We start from the raw sequence: 17001 nt of genomic DNA on the forward strand, positions 1-17001 counted from the left end.
TAAGGGGTGTACCCTTCTGACTGCATGATTCGGCCAGGAAGGTGGTACACAATCGCTCGATTGAACGTGTTTGGCCGTAGTTCACTGGGGTGATTCACATATCGCGTATAATTTGAGACATGTCCCAAACTACTCCTGAATCATCGAAATCTGGTCGAAAGCCTCCGCGAAATTACTTTGCGCGAGGTGAGCAGTTACGCCTGATGATGCTGGTCGGCTCGTTGGGGCTGGTGGTCGTGCTCATGATACGAGCCGCCGATCCGGAAACCTGGCGTTGGATTGCTCCGGATCAGGCAGCCGAAGAGGGCTCGACGGAAGACCCGGCTCGCATCGCCCAAAATCAGATCGAGGTCCCCCGCAAGGCCGTCGCCAGTGATAACGGTACTGAAGGGGAGTTTCGTGTTGTAGGGAATCGCCCTCCAGCAACTCCCTACACCTTGGGAGGCAATCACAACGGGGAGGCAGGGCAGGGGCACGACAAGATCTGGGCAACACCAGAGGCTTTGGCTTTGGTAGAGGATAGTAGCCCGTTTCGCGCCTCGGACTTTGAAGCCTGGTCTCAGGTCTTCGATAATATGCGTGAGGCGAATGCCCAGGAGTTATCGGCAAAACATGCTCCACTGGTCCAGTTTGGGCAATTATTTCAGCAGTCGAAGCTTTATCGCGGCAAGCTGGTAACCATTCAGGGAACCATTCGGCGGTGTGTCAAGCTTCCTCCCAATCCGCTCGACGAGCGGGCTGGTAATTTATGGCAGTTGTGGGTCTTTTCAGGAGGGGACAACTCTCCGATTGTGATCTACAGTATGGACCTGCCGGAAGGATTTCCGGTAGGTAACGAAATTCACGAAACGGCATCCCTGCAGGCCGTCTACTTCAAGAAGTGGGTATATGCTGCCAAGGGTGGGACGATGTCCGCCCCGCTTCTGCTGGCGAAGAATGTCAATTGGCAGGCACCGGCAACCGTGCAGCGTGAGATCACAGGGCTGGAGATTGCCATCGGCATTGGTTGTACGCTGCTGGGGGCGATTGGTGTTGTTGGTTTTATCTGGTGGGCTAACCGCAATCGTGACTCTCAGGTCGAGAAACTGGTGCGACATCGCAACCGAAAACAGTTTGAAGAAAACGCCGCCGATATCTCCGTAGGGGTCTCGGTGCGAGATCAACTCGGTGCCTTGTCGGCTCAAATGAAGAATCATTCGTCGTCCGAAGAAACCGATGACAAAACAACTGAATAATCCCGGTCGGCATTTTCTCTTGGTGCTAGTGCTGCTCTTCATTGCGAGTGGCTATCTGACTGCCCAGGATGAGGCTGAGCCATCGCCGATGGCCGAGCAAGAAGCTTCGGAAGCGGAAGGTAGCCAGTCAGAGGAGCGTGCACCTGACTTTGACAAAATGTCTGCCCGTGACTTCTTCGCGCTGATTGATTTCGGAGACAGTTACCTGCAAATGTTTCTGGATGGACAGCCACTGGAGGATGGCGAGCAGGAGGCTGTTATTCGAGCTTTAACGCGGATTCGACGTCTTCAACCGCACCGAATCACTCGCTGGTTGAAGCTGGAAACCCCCTGGCAAGATCTGGAAAAAGACCCGCAGAAGCACCGATTGGAGATCTACTTGCTCACCGGCAACGTCGAAGCGGTACGCGAAATCACGATACCCAAGGAGGCGGTCGCAAGTGTTGGATTGGCTGCCTACTATGAAGTGGATGCTCTGCTTGATACGCCCACCGGGAAAGCGTTTGGCACGATTGTGGTGGAAGATATTCCGCACTCCTGGAAGGTCACGCTCAATCCTGAAAAGAACATTGCAGGTGCACCGATTAGTTGTGCTGGCGTTTTCTTGAAGCCATTTAAAACAGATGAGGGACGTCAGGGCTTCGTTTTTGCTACCCCCAAGATTTCGTGGCATCCAAGCGAGCCCAATCAGGATCTGGGTGTCACGGCCGACCAGGTTCTCCTGGCAGAGCAGGGGATGGATATCGGTGAGCTTTCCCGCGTCAAGGATCGCGTCAAGTTCGAGGGGCTCGAGCGAGAGCCCTTCTACCAGATGATGGCCGCTGTTCGGGGCGTTCCTCTCGATCAGCAAAAGGCCTTGGCAGATCTATCGGTCTCTCAGTTACTGACCGAACCCAAAGAGGGGCTGATGGTTGCCCCTGCGGATTATCGTGCCAGGTTTATGCGACTCACGGGCCTGTGTCGTCGTATTACTAAAATTGAGGTCGACGATGAAGATATCCAGCAGCGGTTGGGAGTCGATCATTACTACGAACTGTCGGTCTTCGTGCCAATTGCCAATCCGATTGTCTCGCAGCGTGCAGGGGATGAATCGACGCGTAAGCAGTTTTCTAATGACTATCCAGTGTTGGTTTGTGTGGCGGAGTTGCCGCCTGGGCTGTCGGTAGGAGAAGACCTGCACCAGTCGGTTGCCGTGACGGGGGCGTTCTTCAAGCTTTGGGCCTATCGAACCCCGTTTATGTCGCAGGAAGATTTTACCCGGCGGCAGATCAGCCCTCTTTTTATCGCCGCGAACGTCGAGAAGTATGCGGCTCCCAGTAATCCTGAGACCAATCAGTTTGTGCTTGCCATGTTGGTGGTTTTGGGGGTCGTGGTTGGACTGGGAATTGCGTTCGGTTTTGTGTTTGGCAGGAAACCTGCGTCTCGCAAGCGTTAATTCGTGACGAACCTCCTTCAAGATCGACGTTAGGCCGTCAAGCCCTCTTGATAATCGCTGGCGGCGCGCCCATATTCAGCTTCAGAACGGCCTAGTGCTACTTAACAGCTTCAGGCAATTCACCTTGCGGACATGTCTTCAACCATTAACCCCAGCGGTTGCTGGGCTTTTGAGGAGAACTTTCTCATGAAACGAGCCAAGATCACGATTGTCGGTGCCGGTAACGTGGGGGCCACTTGTGCTCACTGGTGTGCAGCCGCTGAACTCGGCGACGTCGTGCTGCTGGACATTCCGCAAACCGAAGACATGCCCAAGGGTAAGGCCCTCGACCTGATGCAGGCCTCGCCGATCGTTGGCTTCGATAGCAACATTGTTGGCACCACCGATTACGCCGACACTAAGGATAGCGACGTTGTCGTCATCACCGCTGGTATTCCTCGTAAGCCCGGCATGAGCCGTGATGACCTGTTGGCTACCAATGCCAAGATCGTCACCGCCGTTACCGAGCAGATTAAAGCGACCAGCCCGAACTGCTCGATCATCGTTGTCAGCAATCCGCTGGATGCCATGGTTCAGCAGGCCCAGAAGGTCAGCGGTTTCCCTGCTAATCGCGTCATGGGGCAGGCGGGTGTTCTGGATACGGCCCGTTACCGCACGTTCATTGCCATGGAACTTGGCGTGAGTGTCGAAGACGTTTCCGCCATGCTGATGGGCGGCCACGGCGATACGATGGTTCCCATGCCATCATGCACTTCGGTAGGCGGTATTCCAGTTACGCGTCTGATGGACGAAAAGCGTCTGGAAGAAATCGTTGACCGCGCCCGTAAGGGTGGTGCCGAGATCGTCGGCTTGCTCAAAACCGGTAGTGCTTACTACGCACCAGCTGCCGCGACTGCTCAGATGGTCGAAGCGATTGTCCGCGACAAGAAGCGTCTGATTCCTTGTGCTGCTTACTGCGATAAGGAATACGGCGTGGGTGGTTACTATGTCGGCGTGCCGGTTATCTTGGGTTCCGATGGCGTCGAGAAAGTTGTCGAGCTCGAACTGACCGAACAGGAAAAATCGGACTTCCAAAAGAGTGTCGACGCGGTCAAGGGATTGGTCGAGGCGATGGACAAACTTTTAGCTTCGTAAGCAAAGGTTTTCCGGCTAAGGAAACAAGCCAAGCGAGTGGCAAATCACGGCCCATGCATTTCTTGGGCCATGAGATTTGCCAAGAAATTTTCAGGAATGTCGGTCTCGCTAGCAAGATTGTTTCCCTTGGTCATTCGTGTTTCAATGCTTGTTCCAACGAGGCGACAAGGAAGTCGCGCAGGACGCTAGAAAACGATTTCTCAGCGTTGGCATTACCAAAGCGAAGTTGATCCGTCAAAAAGATGGTGAGGCTGATCTTGACCCATTTGGCGAACATCGCCACATTTGGGCTTCGCTCTCCGAACAACCAACACCGAGAGTCTGCAGAACGTCTTCATGAAACGTTTAGACACGCCAGCGCTTCCAACGGCCCATTCGTCCAATCTTAGCGTTCAGCAAAGCAAGGTTTACGAATTCCGCATTCGGCGAGATTCAAGCCAAAGCTGTCCGCTGGAATTGTTCACTCCGCTACACTACGAGCCAGGCTATGCGTATCCGCTAATCGTCTGGCTGCACGGAGCGTTCGATAACGAGTCCCAATTGCGGCGTATTATGCCGCTGACCAGCACTCGCAATTTTGTTGCGGTTGGTCCTCGTGGTACTCGTCGTCACACGCGGGACACAGGTAGCCAATTTGCCAGCTACTATTGGTCGCAAGACGAAGCCAACATCGAGTTTGCCTCGCGTCGCGTAGAAATGGCGATCGAGTCGGCATCAGACCAGTTCAATATTCATCGCCGCCGTATCTTCCTGGCCGGCTACCAGGATGGAGCGACGATGGCTCTGCGGTTGGCCCTGCAAAATCCAAGTGATTACGCAGGCGTCATCTCCATCAACGGCCCTTTTCCCAGTGGATATGCCCCGCTGCGAAATCTCGGACTGTGCGAACAGTTGCCGATTCTGTTGATGCACTGCCATGAAAGCACTTACTACACCGAACAGCAGCTTTGCAGTGATATTCGTCTGGGGCACAGCGCCGGCCTCAAAATGGACGTTCGCGAATATCTCTGCGGCGATGGCATCATGACCGACATGCTGGAAGATATGAACGGCTGGGTCATGGGCCAGGTTTTGAAATAACGCTTCCCGGAGTTAGCGTTAGACCTTCCGTGTAAGCGCTGAAAAACCCTCGCCTTGGCGAGGGTTTTTCGTTGGAAAGACGCTTAAATTGCCAAGTGCTTATGCGTAAAAGATTATCGGCAATCTGGTAAATCTCACATGCCGGCAATGCTGGCAATCCGCTATTGGCATGCCGTCTTTATGGGTGGCGATCTGCTGCGGCAAAAGATCTTAACGATCCTGTCTTGACCCGTTTCCCTGCATTTCTGTACATATTGTGCCGCGAAAATCCGTGCGCCTGCGTGCGCTCGCGCAGAATCGCGACTGTAATTCGTTGAATTCGCGGAATGTTGATTGCGAACCTTCCCGTTTTCGATATCGACTTGAGCCACCAGGAAACTTGAAACAAATTATCGATGTCGACGGAATCTAGCCAAAACGATGCTCCTGAAGCGGCCGAGGGTGTAACCCCTCGCGGCGGTTTCATGGGCATGCTCGGCAATCGGGTGTTCCTGGTTGCTGGAGCTGTCGTTGTGGCTGGGCTTGTTTCAGGAACATCGTGGGTGCTCCTACGCGGCGGCGATGGCGAGGGCCAAACTTTGGCTGCAGCCATCGATGCCTATGAAAAAGGAGAGGTCACCAAGGCACGCGATATTGCTCGCAGCCATGTCGATGACCTTCACGTTCCGCAGCCCTACCAGGGTGCCGCGCCTTTTTTACTAGGCATGATTTTGCATGACGAAGCGAAAGGGTTTCTCAACCCAAAGGACCGCGAAACGGTTTATCGTGTTGCCGTGCAACATTTAGAAACGGCCCGCGAACGAGGATTCCCGCCGGAGTATAAGATCCGAGGTGAATACCTGCTTGGCATCAGCCAGATGGAGTCGAAGCAGTACGAAAAGGCAATCCAGTCCCTCACTAAGATCTATTCCGACTACCCGCTGCATCAGCTTGATATCGAGAACGCCGTGGCCGATTGCTATTTGGCGATTCAGCCCACCACACCAGAAAAGCTTGAGCAAGCCTTGAAGTGGAGTCGGCTTTACGACTCCCATCCGGTTCTTACGCCGGATCAAAAATCAGAGGCACACATTCGCCTGGCTCGTATTCAATTCGAATTGGGGCAACTCGACGAAACGCTGGAGACCATTCTCGAGATCCCGCCGACCTCGCCTAGCTATGTCGATGGAGTGATCGTCCAAGGGTTGGTCGCTCGTCGTCGCTATCACGAGCACCTCGCTGCCGGAGAGCAAGAGCAAGCTCAGGACTCGCTCAATACGGCCATTCGAATGTTCCGCAAGGCGGCCAGCAATCAGTTGGTTGCGGCGGATTCGACGCGTAAAGCATCGTACCTGTTGGCCGTCATGCTACGGGCAAACGATCAGTTGGACGAAGCCATGGAGCAGGCTTCTCGTACGCGAAAGATTTACTATCGAACTCCGGAAAGCGTTGCCGCCGGCCTGGAAGAAGCCGAGCTGTTGCGTGACGAAAATAAAGATGAAGAAGCGGTCGAGATCTATCGCCGTGCCCTTCGCGAAGCAACCCTTGGTGGCCAGTACGAAAACCCCTGGGTCGACGAAGTCGAGTTCCGTCAACGTGTGACCCGAGCGATCGATGCTTGGAAATCAGCCAAGAAGTTTGCCCCTGCGGTGGAAGTCGCCCAGTCGCTGCGTCCCTTATTCCCGGCGGATCAAGCCTTTCAAATCGAAGCAGACGTGCAACATGCCTGGGGCGATTACCTCGAGCATCAAGCCGACAACGTTCCATTCAACCAATCACTCGACCTGCGTGCGAAGTCGCGTTTCCGCTTCCGCAATGCCGGCAAGGTCTATCTCGATCTGGCCGAACATCGGTTTGCCACAGCGGAATACACGAATGACCTTTGGAATAGCGCTTCGGCTTACCTCCGTGGGCAAGACTTCAGCAAGGCAGTCGAAATTCTCGCCGAATACCAACGGTACGAAACGCGTGAGCATCAGCCCCGTGCGTTGGTGGCGACTGCCAGGGCCTTAATCGCACTCGATCGAGCCGAAGAAGCGTTGAGCCCAATTAACGAGTGCCTGGAGTTTTATCCGAAAGATCCGTCCGTTTACGAAGCTCGCGTACTCGGTGGCGAAGCCTACATGGAATTGGGCAAGCTCGCAGAGGCGAAGAGCGTGCTGACTGCTAATCTAGACGACGGTCGACTTGAGCCCAGCAGTCGTGAATGGCAAGACTCGCTGTTTGCACTCGGTAGCGTTCTGCACTTGGAAGGGGAAATGTTCGAGGCCCAAGCCCGTGTGAAAGGTGCTCTGGAAGCTCCGGAAAGTATTCCACGCGAGGGCTTTCAATTCCTCGAACAGAGCAACGAGAGCTACAAGGGGGCGATCAAATATCTGCATGCGGCCGTTCGGCGATATCCAGACGATCCCCGCTCGGTCAGTGCTCGTTATTTGATTGCCGAGTGTCATCGTCGTTCGTCCACGCTGCCCAAAAAGAAGTTTCGCCTGGTGAACATCGAAACGCAGCGGATCAAGTTCGACAAAGAAGTGAAAGACCATCTCGAAAGCGCGATCGAGATCTATAGCGACCTGGAATATGAATTGACGACGAAGCTCGAAACTCAGGCAGACCTCCATCCAGTCGAAGCGAAGATTTTGCGGAACTGCTACTTCGCACAGGGCGCGGCTATGTTTGAGTTGGCACGTTACAAGGATGCGATCGAAGCCTATTCCACGGCTTCCAATCGCTATCAAACCGAAGCCGTTTCGCTGGAAGCGTTCGTGCAGATTGCCCATTGTTACCGGTATATGAATCTATCGAACGAAGCCCGAGGCACAGTGGAACAAGCCAAGATTGTGTTGTCGCGACTCGCCGATGGGATTGACTATTCCGAGACAACTCACGGCACGCGTGACGACTGGCAGAATTACCTCAATTGGTTAGCAGCCACCCTTTAACTGGAAAGCTGATTTGTATGCCTTGCGTAGAGGAAACCGATCAACTGGTTCAGCTGATAGATAAAAAGCACGAAGTGCTGACGCAGTTGCTGACCCTGTCGCAGTACCAACTGCGATTGGCTGGGCACAGCGACTACATCGACGACCTGATGCGTGTGTTGGCCGCCAAGCAAACGTTGATTGAACGCCTGACGTACATCGACCGCACCATGGATCCCTTTCGCCAGCAGAACCCGGAAACGCGAGTATGGCGAAGTGCCAGCGAACGCACCCAATGTTCGCAAAAGGCGCAGCAGTGTGAAGTGCTGCTGACAGAACTAAAGGAGATCGAACAAAAGAGCACCGAGGTTGTCGCCACGCATCGTGATGAAATCTCAAGGATGCTCCAGGAAACACATGCCTCCGCCGATTCCGCTTCCGCCTACAACGATATGAACGTACCCACAAGTCGCGGCTTCGATTTAACCGCCGAGTAAGAAAGGTCCCCCAGTATATGACCTCTCCTAACGAAGAACCTTCGATTTCCGACACTAACCGCCTTTGGAATCTTTCGGCCAACGACGAGTCGATCGATCTGCGTGAACTGCTTTCGTGCTGGGACAAAGCCACCGCACGACTCCAGGAAACGCACGAGTCGCTTCGCAAAGAAGTCACGCGGCTGACCGACGAATTAGAAGTCAAGAATCGCGAACTAGCACGTAAGAATCGTCTGGCAGACCTTGGTTTGGTGGCGTCTCACATCGCCCATGAAGTTCGCAACGGTTTGATGCCCCTAACTCTTTACACGGGGCTGCTCAAGCGAAAGGTCAGCGGCGACCCAGAAACCAAGCGGATTGTAGATAAGATCGAGTCGGGACTGACTGTACTCAACACGACCGTCGACGATTTGCTGCACTTCACGGCCGATCGTCAGCCTAATCAGGCCTACGTGCCGACATCGCAAATGATCCGCGAGATCTGTGAAGATCTGGCACCCCAGTTTCAAGCTCAAGACGTTCAGGTACGTCTCGATTTGACCGAGCAAGAGATGTTGCTGGCCGACAAGGACATGCTCAAGCGAGCATTTCTGAATTTGATCCTCAACGCGTTGGACGTGATGCCGGATGGAGGCATCCTGACCATCACCTCGCAAGTCAACTTCGGTCACTTGGAAATCGAGTTCGCCGATACGGGCTGTGGAATTTCTAGCACCGATGTTCGACGTATTTTCGATCCTTTTTATAGCACCAAGAGCACCGGAACCGGTCTCGGTCTAGCAATCGTCCAGCGAGTGGTGGAAGTTCACCAGGGACAGGTCTCTGCCATGAACTGCCCCGACTTTGGAGCCGCATTTACGCTCATGTTTCCGATGAAATCCCTGAAGGCAGCTGCATGATCGACGCCATGAAAAAGAGCACCCCCAGTCATTCCGTTCTGATCGTCGACGACAATCCGCACTCGCGCGAAAGTCTGTGTGATGCCGTTTCCATGATCGGTTATCAAACGGTCAGTTGTGGCAGCGGTCGCGAAGCGCTCGATCGCCTTGCCAAGCAAGCATTCGATGTTGTTGTGACCGATCTGCAAATGCCCGGGATGGATGGCCTGCAACTGGTGCGAGAAGTTCGCGCCAGGCACGAGAGAACTCAGTTGGTTATGGTCACCGCCCACGGCAGCATCCATACGGCAGTCGATGCCATGCGTTTTGGTGCGCTCGATTACCTGGAAAAGCCGGTGCAGATCGAAGCCTTGGAATCGGCCATTGGGCGGGCCATCCAGTCGACCAGTCGCGGTGATCGTGCGACAGCCATTCCGCCCGGCGGTGATAGCGACTCGGTCGTGATGATCGGCAATAGCCTGGCCATGCAGACGTTGCGTCAACGCATCGCACTGGTAGCACCGACTGACGAGACCATCTTGATCACCGGCGAGAGTGGTACTGGCAAGGAACTGGTAGCCCGGTCGATTCATCAAGCCAGCCGTCGTTGTGCCGAGGCGATGATCAGCCTGAACTGTCCGGTTCTTTCTGCTCACTTGATGGAAAGTGAATTGTTCGGCCACGAGCGAGGTGCGTTTACCAGTGCCGATCATGCCCGAATCGGTCGTTTTGAACTGGCCGACAAGGGAACCATTCTGCTCGACGAAATTACCGAGATCGATCTGCCGCTGCAGGCTAAGCTATTGCGTGTTCTGCAAGAGAAACGCTTCGAGAAAGTCGGCAGCAGTTCGACCGTCGAAGCGGACGTACGGGTGCTGGCGACCTCGAACCGAGATCTGCTGGCGGAAGTTGCCGCGGGTCGTTTTCGGCAGGACCTGTATTACCGGCTGAATGTAGTGCCGATCGAACTGCCTCCGCTGCGTGATCGCACCGAAGACATTCCCAAGTTGGTCGATCACTTCCTGAACGCCGCCGTGATTCGCGTTGGTCGCGAAATGCTGACGGTTGCCGATTCGGCGATGGAGTTGCTCCAAAGCCATCCTTGGCCAGGCAATGTTCGCGAACTGGAAAACATCATCACGCGAGCCGCATTGCTGACGATCGGTCATGACCTGACCCCCGAACAGATCCGTCCTTGGTTAACCGAAAACAGCCAGGAATCGATTTCACTGCAATCGACCGGCAATGTTTCCGTCGTTGGAATGCGGTTGGAAGATATGGAGCGACAGTTGATTGAACAAACGCTCGAGCACTTCGAAGGGCATCGCGAAAAGACAGCAACGGCCCTGGGAATTAGTGTGCGAACACTGAGTAACAAGCTGCGAAGCTACGGCCTGGCACCTCGGGCTCGGACCTTCGCTCACGTTTAAGGACAGTATGCAGGATGTGCTATCGGCAAAACATTCCGGAAACGATGCGGCAACAATTGCCGGTTTTTGCCTCCGGAATGCGGCCCCATAAGTGGCTTGCCGCAAGATTTGCCGAAGCAGGCAAACTTTGCGGGCCCATTCGCAACGATCGATACCAACCGGCTTAGATCGGCACACCCTTTGCAATATGACAGGCGACAAGCGTAAGGAAGCCTACGATGGAAAACTCGATCTTCAATGCGAACACCGTTCCTGTTCTCGAACAGGTCGTCAATTTCGCGCAGAAGCGACACTCCATTCTGGCCACCAACATCGCTAACCAACGCGTCCCCGGATACAAGGGACGCGACCTGAACGTCGATCGCTTTCACGAAGTATTGTCGGAAGCGATCGAGCGAAAGAACAACCCGAACCAGCCGATCTCGCAAGGACTCGTTCACACCAAGGAAGGGGATCCAATGCGAGAGGTAAAGAGCTCGCTTAACGGCATCTTGTTTCATGACGAGAGCAACCTCGACATCGAAAAGCAGGTCGCCGAGCTGTCCAAGAACCAGACGATGCACAACACGGCCCTGGCCATCATGGAAAGCCAGTTTCGTTTGTTGGGCGTTGCCATTAGCGAACGCGTTTAACTCCCCCAACGGATTTTATTAGTCAGGAAAGGATGTCCTCATGATTTCCGCTTTGGATATCAGTACCAGTGGGCTCATCGCACAACGCGAACGCCTGACCACGATTTCGCAGAACATTGCGAATATGTCCTCGCTACGTGATGCCAACGGACGCATTGGTCCTTATAAGGCCAAGCACGTCATCCTGGAAACCGACCACGAACTAGCAACTTCCAGCGGTGCCGCTGGGGTGAAGGTTGCTGAGGTTCGTGAAGATAGTGTCGAACCGAAACGCCGTTGGCAGCCTGACCATCCTTTGGCAATCCAGGATGGCAAGTGGAAAGGGTATGTCGAGTACCCCAACGTCGACATGACCGAACAGTTTGTCGATGCCTTGGAGGCAAGCCGAGCCTACGAATCGAACGTGGGTGTGATTGAAATGACCAAGAACATGACGAGCCAAACGCTCCGTATTTTGGCGTAATTGATGGAACTTCCCCCCGATGGCATCCATTAACGCAATTCAACAGCAGCTGACCATTCCTCAGGCCCCCAATCCCTTGCCAGGCAAGCCGGAGAATGGGCCTGGATCGTTCGGCAAATTCCTGCTCGAAGGAATTCAAGAAGTAAACCAGATGCAACAGGACGCCGACCGCGCGGTCGAGTCCCTGTTCACCGGCGGCGACGTTAACCCCGCCGAGGTGTTGACCGCCGTGCAGAAAGCCGACATGTCCTTCAAAATGATGCTTCAGGTTCGCAACAAGATGATGCAAGCCTACGCTGAAGTGAAAGACATTCGCGTTTAAGAGTAAGAGACTGACTGTCGAAGGATTCGACAGTTACCCAAATGAATTAATCCACTCGATTCCGCAGCTTGAAGGGTCCACGGATGGACTTTTTGAACAAAGCGTTTGAACAAGTCAAAGACCTGTTTGTCTCGATGACACCCGGTTCCCGGATCATCGCAGGCCTGCTGGTCGTGGCTATTGTTACCAGTGTTGCTTTTCTGTTTCAGAGCAACATGTTCCAGAAGGACGTCCCGATTCTATCTGGCGCTCCAATCGCTCCGGCTGATCAAAAGGCCATCTTAGCCGCGTTCGCTTCTGAAACGCTTGACGACTATGAAGTTGTTGGCAGCCAGATCTACGTGCCGCGAAGTCGCCGTGTCGATTACATCGCCGCGCTGGTCAAGAATAACGCGATTCCGCCTGACTTCCACGACAGCATGTCGGAAGCAATCGGGCAGGCCAGCCCCTTCGAATCGGAAGCCCATCGTGCCGACCGACAGAAGGTCGCTCGCGAGAAAGAAATGGCCTTGGTACTGAGAAACATGCGGGGCATCGACTACGCCTCGGTGCAGTACGACATCGAAGACAAAGGGGGATTTCCTCGTAAAAAGGTCTACACCGCTTCGGTTGTCGTTCGCCCCAGTGGTTCGGAAGAGATCGATCCCAAAACGGTAAAAAGCGTTCAAAACTACGTCGCTCATTCGATTGCAGGCCTCGATGCCGAACACGTTTCGGTCACCGACTTGAATACGCGTAAGACCTTTAGCGGAGCCGATAACGATCTAGCCTCTGTCAATGACGACCCTTACGCGGCACGTAAGAAATGGTTCGAGGACCATTGGACTGAAACGATCGACAACGCCCTGCGTTTCATCAGCGGCAACAACGTGACCGTTAATGTCGAACTAGACCCCGAGATGAACCGCATCGAGAAGGGGATCAAGTACGATCCCCGTCCGACGCCGTTGGCTTCGACTGCCGAGAAATCGTCTGAGGTCAGGCGAACCCCTACCAACGCTGGTGAACCTGGACTTGGTGCCCAAGGCCCCAATCGTCCTACGGCTGTCAGTGCAGCTCCGATGACGGAACAAACTTCCGAATCGAATCGAGAAGAAACGCTCGCCGTTACCAACCAGGACTACACCCAGAAGCAACTGGCTTCCCTTACGCCGAAACGCGTGACCGTTTCGGTCAGCATTCCGAGTCAGTACTACGTTGATGTCTGGAACTCGCGGAACCCGACCCCGGCCGGGCAGCAGCCCAAGACGCCTGATCCAGGCGAACTGAAGAAGATCGAAGACGAAACCAAGAAGACGGTGGAAACGACCGTCGTGACACTGCTGCCTGAGCAAGCCAAAGGGGACGACCCTTATCCCCAGGTCTACGTCTGGACGGCACCTCAGCTGCCGGAAACGCCAACGGTCGAACCTGCTGTTGCCGATACGGCCATGGCCTGGTTGGCAACCAATTGGCAAACCCTGGCAACGATTGGCTTCGCGGCTGTGGGGCTGTTGATGCTCCGTGGCATGCTGACCAGCGGAGCTGGCGTTCCGGCTCAGTCGGAAGCCTTCAAGCTGGAAGATCCTGCCGCCGCACAAGCCAAAGACGAGAAGAAGGAAGAGCAGCCGGAAGGATCGATGCAGGGGCTATTGAAGAAGCGCTTTGCCCAGGGCAGTGGTCCTAACCTGAAGAATGAGCTGGCCGATATGGTTCGCGAGGACCCCGACACGGCCTTGGGCATTCTGCAGACCTGGATCGGAAGCCCCAACTAAGTGCCAAAAGGTTGTCGCACCTTTTTAGAGAAACATCATGAGTACATCCCCTGAAACCATCCGCAAAGCCGCCATCGTCATCGCCAGTCTCGATGAAGCCTCGGCCGATAAGCTGCTTGATAGCATGCCGGAAGAAGTCGCTTCCCAGATTCGCTGGATGTCGATTGAGTTGGAAAACGTATCGGATGAAGAACGACAGACCGTTCTCGACGAATTTCTACGCAACTCTGGCCGACAACTACCCGTCGAAGATCCAGGCGTGGAAATAGAATTCACCTACCAGCAGCCAGAAATGGTTGCTGTCCCAACAACGGCAACCACGCCCCCACCGTTCGCCTTTCTGAACGATGCCCCTAGCGAAATGCTGGCACCCTTCTTCGAACAGGAACATCCGCAGGTAACGGCTGTCGTGATGAGTTATCTTCAGCCTCAGCGGGCTTCGGAGATCTTGCGTCAACTTCCTGCCCGACTGCAGGCCGACATCGTTCATCGGATCACCCAGTTGGACGAACCTTCGCAAGAGATCGTGGCCGAGATCGAAGTTCGCATCAAGCAGATTGTCTCGCGTCAGGTGCTGGCGTTCGAGCGTCGCCGGCTTGGGATGGCCGCAGCCCAGGCAATCCTTAAGGCCTCATCTGGCGATCAGGCAGAACAACTTCTCGCCGAGTTGCGAAACCGTGGCTCGCAGCTTTCCTCCGAGTTGGAAACGCTGAAGTACGTAGAAGTCGAGCAGCCTGTTTTCAAGATGCCTGCACCGCAACCGGCGATCGTTCCGTTGTCGCCTGCTCCGGTCCAGCCTGAGCCGAAACCAGAAACGAAGTTCGACCCGGCTGTCGAAGCTTTGAAGCCGGAGCCGAAGAAGGAAGCCACTCTGCGAGAATTGCCTCAGGCGAAGTTCCCCTTTGAACGCTTTGCCTTGCTGGACGATGCTTCGCTGGCCAAAGTGCTACACCAGGCCGGTCCTAAGGTTGTGCTGTTGGCATTGTGTGGTGCATCGTCTGCAGTAATGAAGCGAATTTCTCGTGGTCTCGGAGCAGGAGACGTGAAGCTGCTCGAACGCAAGATTCGCGAGATGCAGCCAGTATTGCTCTCCGATATCGATCACGCGAAACGACAAATGTGTCTGGCAGCGGATGAGCTGCTTGTGGCTTCCCTGGTTCATCCCACGAGCCGACTTCAGGCAGCCGCATAAGGAAATCGCATCATGGCAGTCATCAAATCAGGCAAACTCGAACACGAAGCCCATTCGCTTTCGACCATCGCTTTCAATTTGAACGATGTTTCCGACAAGGCGCAGAGCGACCTGAACAACGTCAAGCTCAAGGCCGCCGACATCATCAAACAGGCCCAAGAGCAGGCGAAGCAGATACGTGCCAAGGCTGAAGCGGAAGGGCGACAAGCTGCCGAGCAAAAGGCCCGACAATCGCTGAAGACCGAAGTCGATCAGCACGCTGCGACGCTACTGCCAGCGCTGCGAACTCTGGTCCAAGATCTAACGACCGAGCGTCAGCACTGGCTCAACCAGTGGGAGAAGGTTGGCCTTCAGGTTGCCACTGCCATCGCTGAGAAGATCATTCGTCGCGAAATTGCCGCAGACCCTCAAATTTCGGCCACGCTCGTTCGCGAGTCGCTGCAATTGGCAGCCGGATGCGGCGAGATTCACATTCGACTGAATCCCCAAGACTTAAGCAGCATGCAAAGCGGCGAAGCGATGCTGTGTGACGAACTAAAAAAGCTTGCCGCAACGCAGATCATTGCCGATCCCGCTATCAGCCGCGGCGGCTGTGTGGTCGAAACCAGGTTTGGTTCGATTGACAACCGCATCGAGACACAACTGTCGCGAATCGCTGACGAACTGGGAGATGCCCAGTGATCGCTTCTCTCAAGAGTCGACTCAAACAGGTCATGCCGACTGCCGTCACCGGAAGTGTTGTCGAAACCTTTGGTACCACAACGGCAGTCGCTGGCTTCCCCGTGCCAATTGGTGCCGTCGTGGAAGTGGAACGACAAGTTGGGCCGCCGATTCCCGCCGAAGTCATTGGTTTCAAGGGAGAGAATACGCTCATCTATCCGCTGACAGGCGTACAGGGCATTCGACGTGGAAACCGCGTTCGATTGACTCATTCGTTCCGCACGGTGGGTGTTGGCGAGCAACTGCTTGGCCGTGTGTTGGATGCCCATGGAAACTGCATGGACGATCTTCCTCCGCCGATCGCGTCCGATCGAGTTCGACTCGACCAGGATCCCCCCAACGCGATCAACCGGCCACGGATCGATCAAACCATCTCGACTGGGGTACGAGCCATCGACGGCATGTTGACCTGCGGCCTGGGACAGCGCGTGGGAATCTTCGCCGGCAGTGGTGTCGGCAAGAGCGTCACGCTGGGGATGATGGCCCGCTACACTTCGGCCGACGTGAACGTGATTGCACTCATCGGCGAACGAGGCCGTGAAGTAAATGACTTCATCGAACGTGACCTCGGCCCAGAAGGAATGGCGCGAAGTGTGGTCGTCGTGGCGACCAGCGATCAGCCTGCCATTCAGCGAATGCAAGCGGCCATGGCCGCAACGAGTATAGCCGAATCGTTCCGAGAGAGTGGCAAAAACGTGCTCTTCCTGATGGATAGTGTCACACGTTTTGCTATGGCTCAGCGCGAGATCGGCCTCGCCGCTGGCGAGCCCCCCACGACCAAAGGATATCCACCGTCGATGTTCGCTATGCTGCCGCGATTGGTGGAGCGTACCGGACGTACCAAGCAAGGAAGCATCACGGCTTTCTACACGGTGCTAGTGGAAGGGGATGACACGAACGAGCCAGTTGCCGACACCGTGCGTGGTTTGCTTGACGGGCACATCATTCTGTCTCGTAAGCTGGCAGGCAAGGGGCATTATCCGGCGATCGATATCATGCCTAGCATTAGTCGTTTGATGAACGATCTGGTGAGTGAGGAAGTGCGCACGGGAGCGATTGTCATTCGCGACCTGATGGCAACCTACGCCGAAAACGAAGACCTGATCAACATAGGGGCTTATCGCCAAGGCTCGAATCCACGCATTGATATGGCCATTCGCTTGAAGGATGAAATCGATCGATTCCTTCGCCAGCGAGTGGACGAACAGGCCAGTGTTGAGTCAGCCCAGGAACAATTGATGGCCCTGGTTCGCAAGTGCAGCATTGCCCAGCCGAACCTTCAGGCCGCCGGTGGTCCGAAGATTGCGGCCAGGTAGATAGGAAGTAAAACGT

The 17001-nt window shown here is 54.8% G+C and carries 15 protein-coding genes; all 15 read left to right on the forward strand.

The genetic code is table 11. The annotated features are described in order from the left end of the window. Positions 1-119 precede the first annotated feature (119 nt). The 15 genes from C5Y96_RS19805 (at position 120) to C5Y96_RS19875 (ending at position 16985) form a co-directional block, all read left to right on the forward strand. Complete coding sequence (locus C5Y96_RS19805; RefSeq protein ID WP_146115741.1) at positions 120-1235, forward strand: hypothetical protein; 1116 nt, start codon at positions 120-122, stop codon at positions 1233-1235. After that, positions 1216-2670: a hypothetical protein gene (locus C5Y96_RS19810; protein ID WP_105356957.1), complete on the forward strand. Its 1455-nt coding sequence runs from the start codon at positions 1216-1218 to the stop codon at positions 2668-2670. The genes C5Y96_RS19805 and C5Y96_RS19810 overlap by 20 nt, the downstream gene beginning before the upstream one ends. 186 nt (positions 2671-2856) lie before the next feature. Next, complete coding sequence (mdh, locus tag C5Y96_RS19815; protein WP_105356959.1) at positions 2857-3804, forward strand: malate dehydrogenase; 948 nt, start codon at positions 2857-2859, stop codon at positions 3802-3804. Positions 3805-4140: 336 nt separating this feature from the next. Beyond that, a complete protein-coding gene (locus tag C5Y96_RS19820) occupies positions 4141-4884 on the forward strand; it encodes an alpha/beta hydrolase (RefSeq protein WP_146115742.1) in 744 nt (247 codons plus the stop codon). A 395-nt stretch (positions 4885-5279) separates the two neighbouring features. Continuing rightward, positions 5280-7802, forward strand: coding sequence for a tetratricopeptide repeat protein (locus C5Y96_RS19825; protein ID WP_105356964.1), 2523 nt, complete (start codon positions 5280-5282; stop codon positions 7800-7802). A gap of 17 nt (positions 7803-7819) precedes the next feature. Then, positions 7820-8278: a flagellar export chaperone FlgN gene (locus C5Y96_RS19830; protein WP_105356966.1), complete on the forward strand. Its 459-nt coding sequence runs from the start codon at positions 7820-7822 to the stop codon at positions 8276-8278. Positions 8279-8295: 17 nt separating this feature from the next. Continuing rightward, positions 8296-9177: a sensor histidine kinase gene (locus C5Y96_RS19835; protein WP_105356968.1), complete on the forward strand. Its 882-nt coding sequence runs from the start codon at positions 8296-8298 to the stop codon at positions 9175-9177. Further along, the gene (locus tag C5Y96_RS19840) at positions 9174-10586 is read left to right on the forward strand and encodes a sigma-54-dependent transcriptional regulator (protein ID WP_233199030.1); all 1413 of its coding nucleotides are present in this window, start codon (positions 9174-9176) and stop codon (positions 10584-10586) included. Before C5Y96_RS19835 ends, C5Y96_RS19840 begins: the two co-directional genes overlap by 4 nt. Positions 10587-10804: 218 nt before the next feature. After that, on the forward strand, positions 10805-11218 hold the full coding sequence (locus C5Y96_RS19845) for a flagellar basal body rod protein FlgB (protein ID WP_105356971.1): 414 nt from the start codon (positions 10805-10807) through the stop codon (positions 11216-11218). A gap of 40 nt (positions 11219-11258) precedes the next feature. After that, positions 11259-11681, forward strand: coding sequence for a flagellar basal body rod protein FlgC (flgC, locus tag C5Y96_RS19850; protein ID WP_105356973.1), 423 nt, complete (start codon positions 11259-11261; stop codon positions 11679-11681). A 19-nt stretch (positions 11682-11700) separates the two neighbouring features. Then, the gene (gene fliE / locus C5Y96_RS19855; RefSeq protein ID WP_105356975.1) at positions 11701-12003 is read left to right on the forward strand and encodes a flagellar hook-basal body complex protein FliE; all 303 of its coding nucleotides are present in this window, start codon (positions 11701-11703) and stop codon (positions 12001-12003) included. Between the two features lie 83 nt (positions 12004-12086). After that, positions 12087-13757 (forward strand): hypothetical protein, encoded by a 1671-nt coding sequence (locus C5Y96_RS19860; RefSeq protein ID WP_105356977.1) that lies wholly within the window; start codon positions 12087-12089, stop codon positions 13755-13757. 37 nt (positions 13758-13794) lie between these two features. Beyond that, positions 13795-14949, forward strand: coding sequence for a FliG C-terminal domain-containing protein (locus C5Y96_RS19865; protein WP_105356979.1), 1155 nt, complete (start codon positions 13795-13797; stop codon positions 14947-14949). Between the two features lie 12 nt (positions 14950-14961). Continuing rightward, a complete protein-coding gene (locus tag C5Y96_RS19870; RefSeq protein WP_105356981.1) occupies positions 14962-15630 on the forward strand; it encodes a FliH/SctL family protein in 669 nt (222 codons plus the stop codon). Continuing rightward, positions 15627-16985 carry a FliI/YscN family ATPase gene (locus C5Y96_RS19875; protein ID WP_261341402.1) on the forward strand — a complete coding sequence of 453 codons (1359 nt, stop codon included), beginning with the start codon at positions 15627-15629 and terminating at the stop codon, positions 16983-16985. The genes C5Y96_RS19870 and C5Y96_RS19875 overlap by 4 nt, the downstream gene beginning before the upstream one ends. The last annotated feature ends 16 nt before the right edge of the window (positions 16986-17001 follow it).

The sequence above is a fragment of the Blastopirellula marina genome (assembly GCF_002967715.1).
Taxonomy (GTDB): domain Bacteria; phylum Planctomycetota; class Planctomycetia; order Pirellulales; family Pirellulaceae; genus Bremerella; species Bremerella marina_B.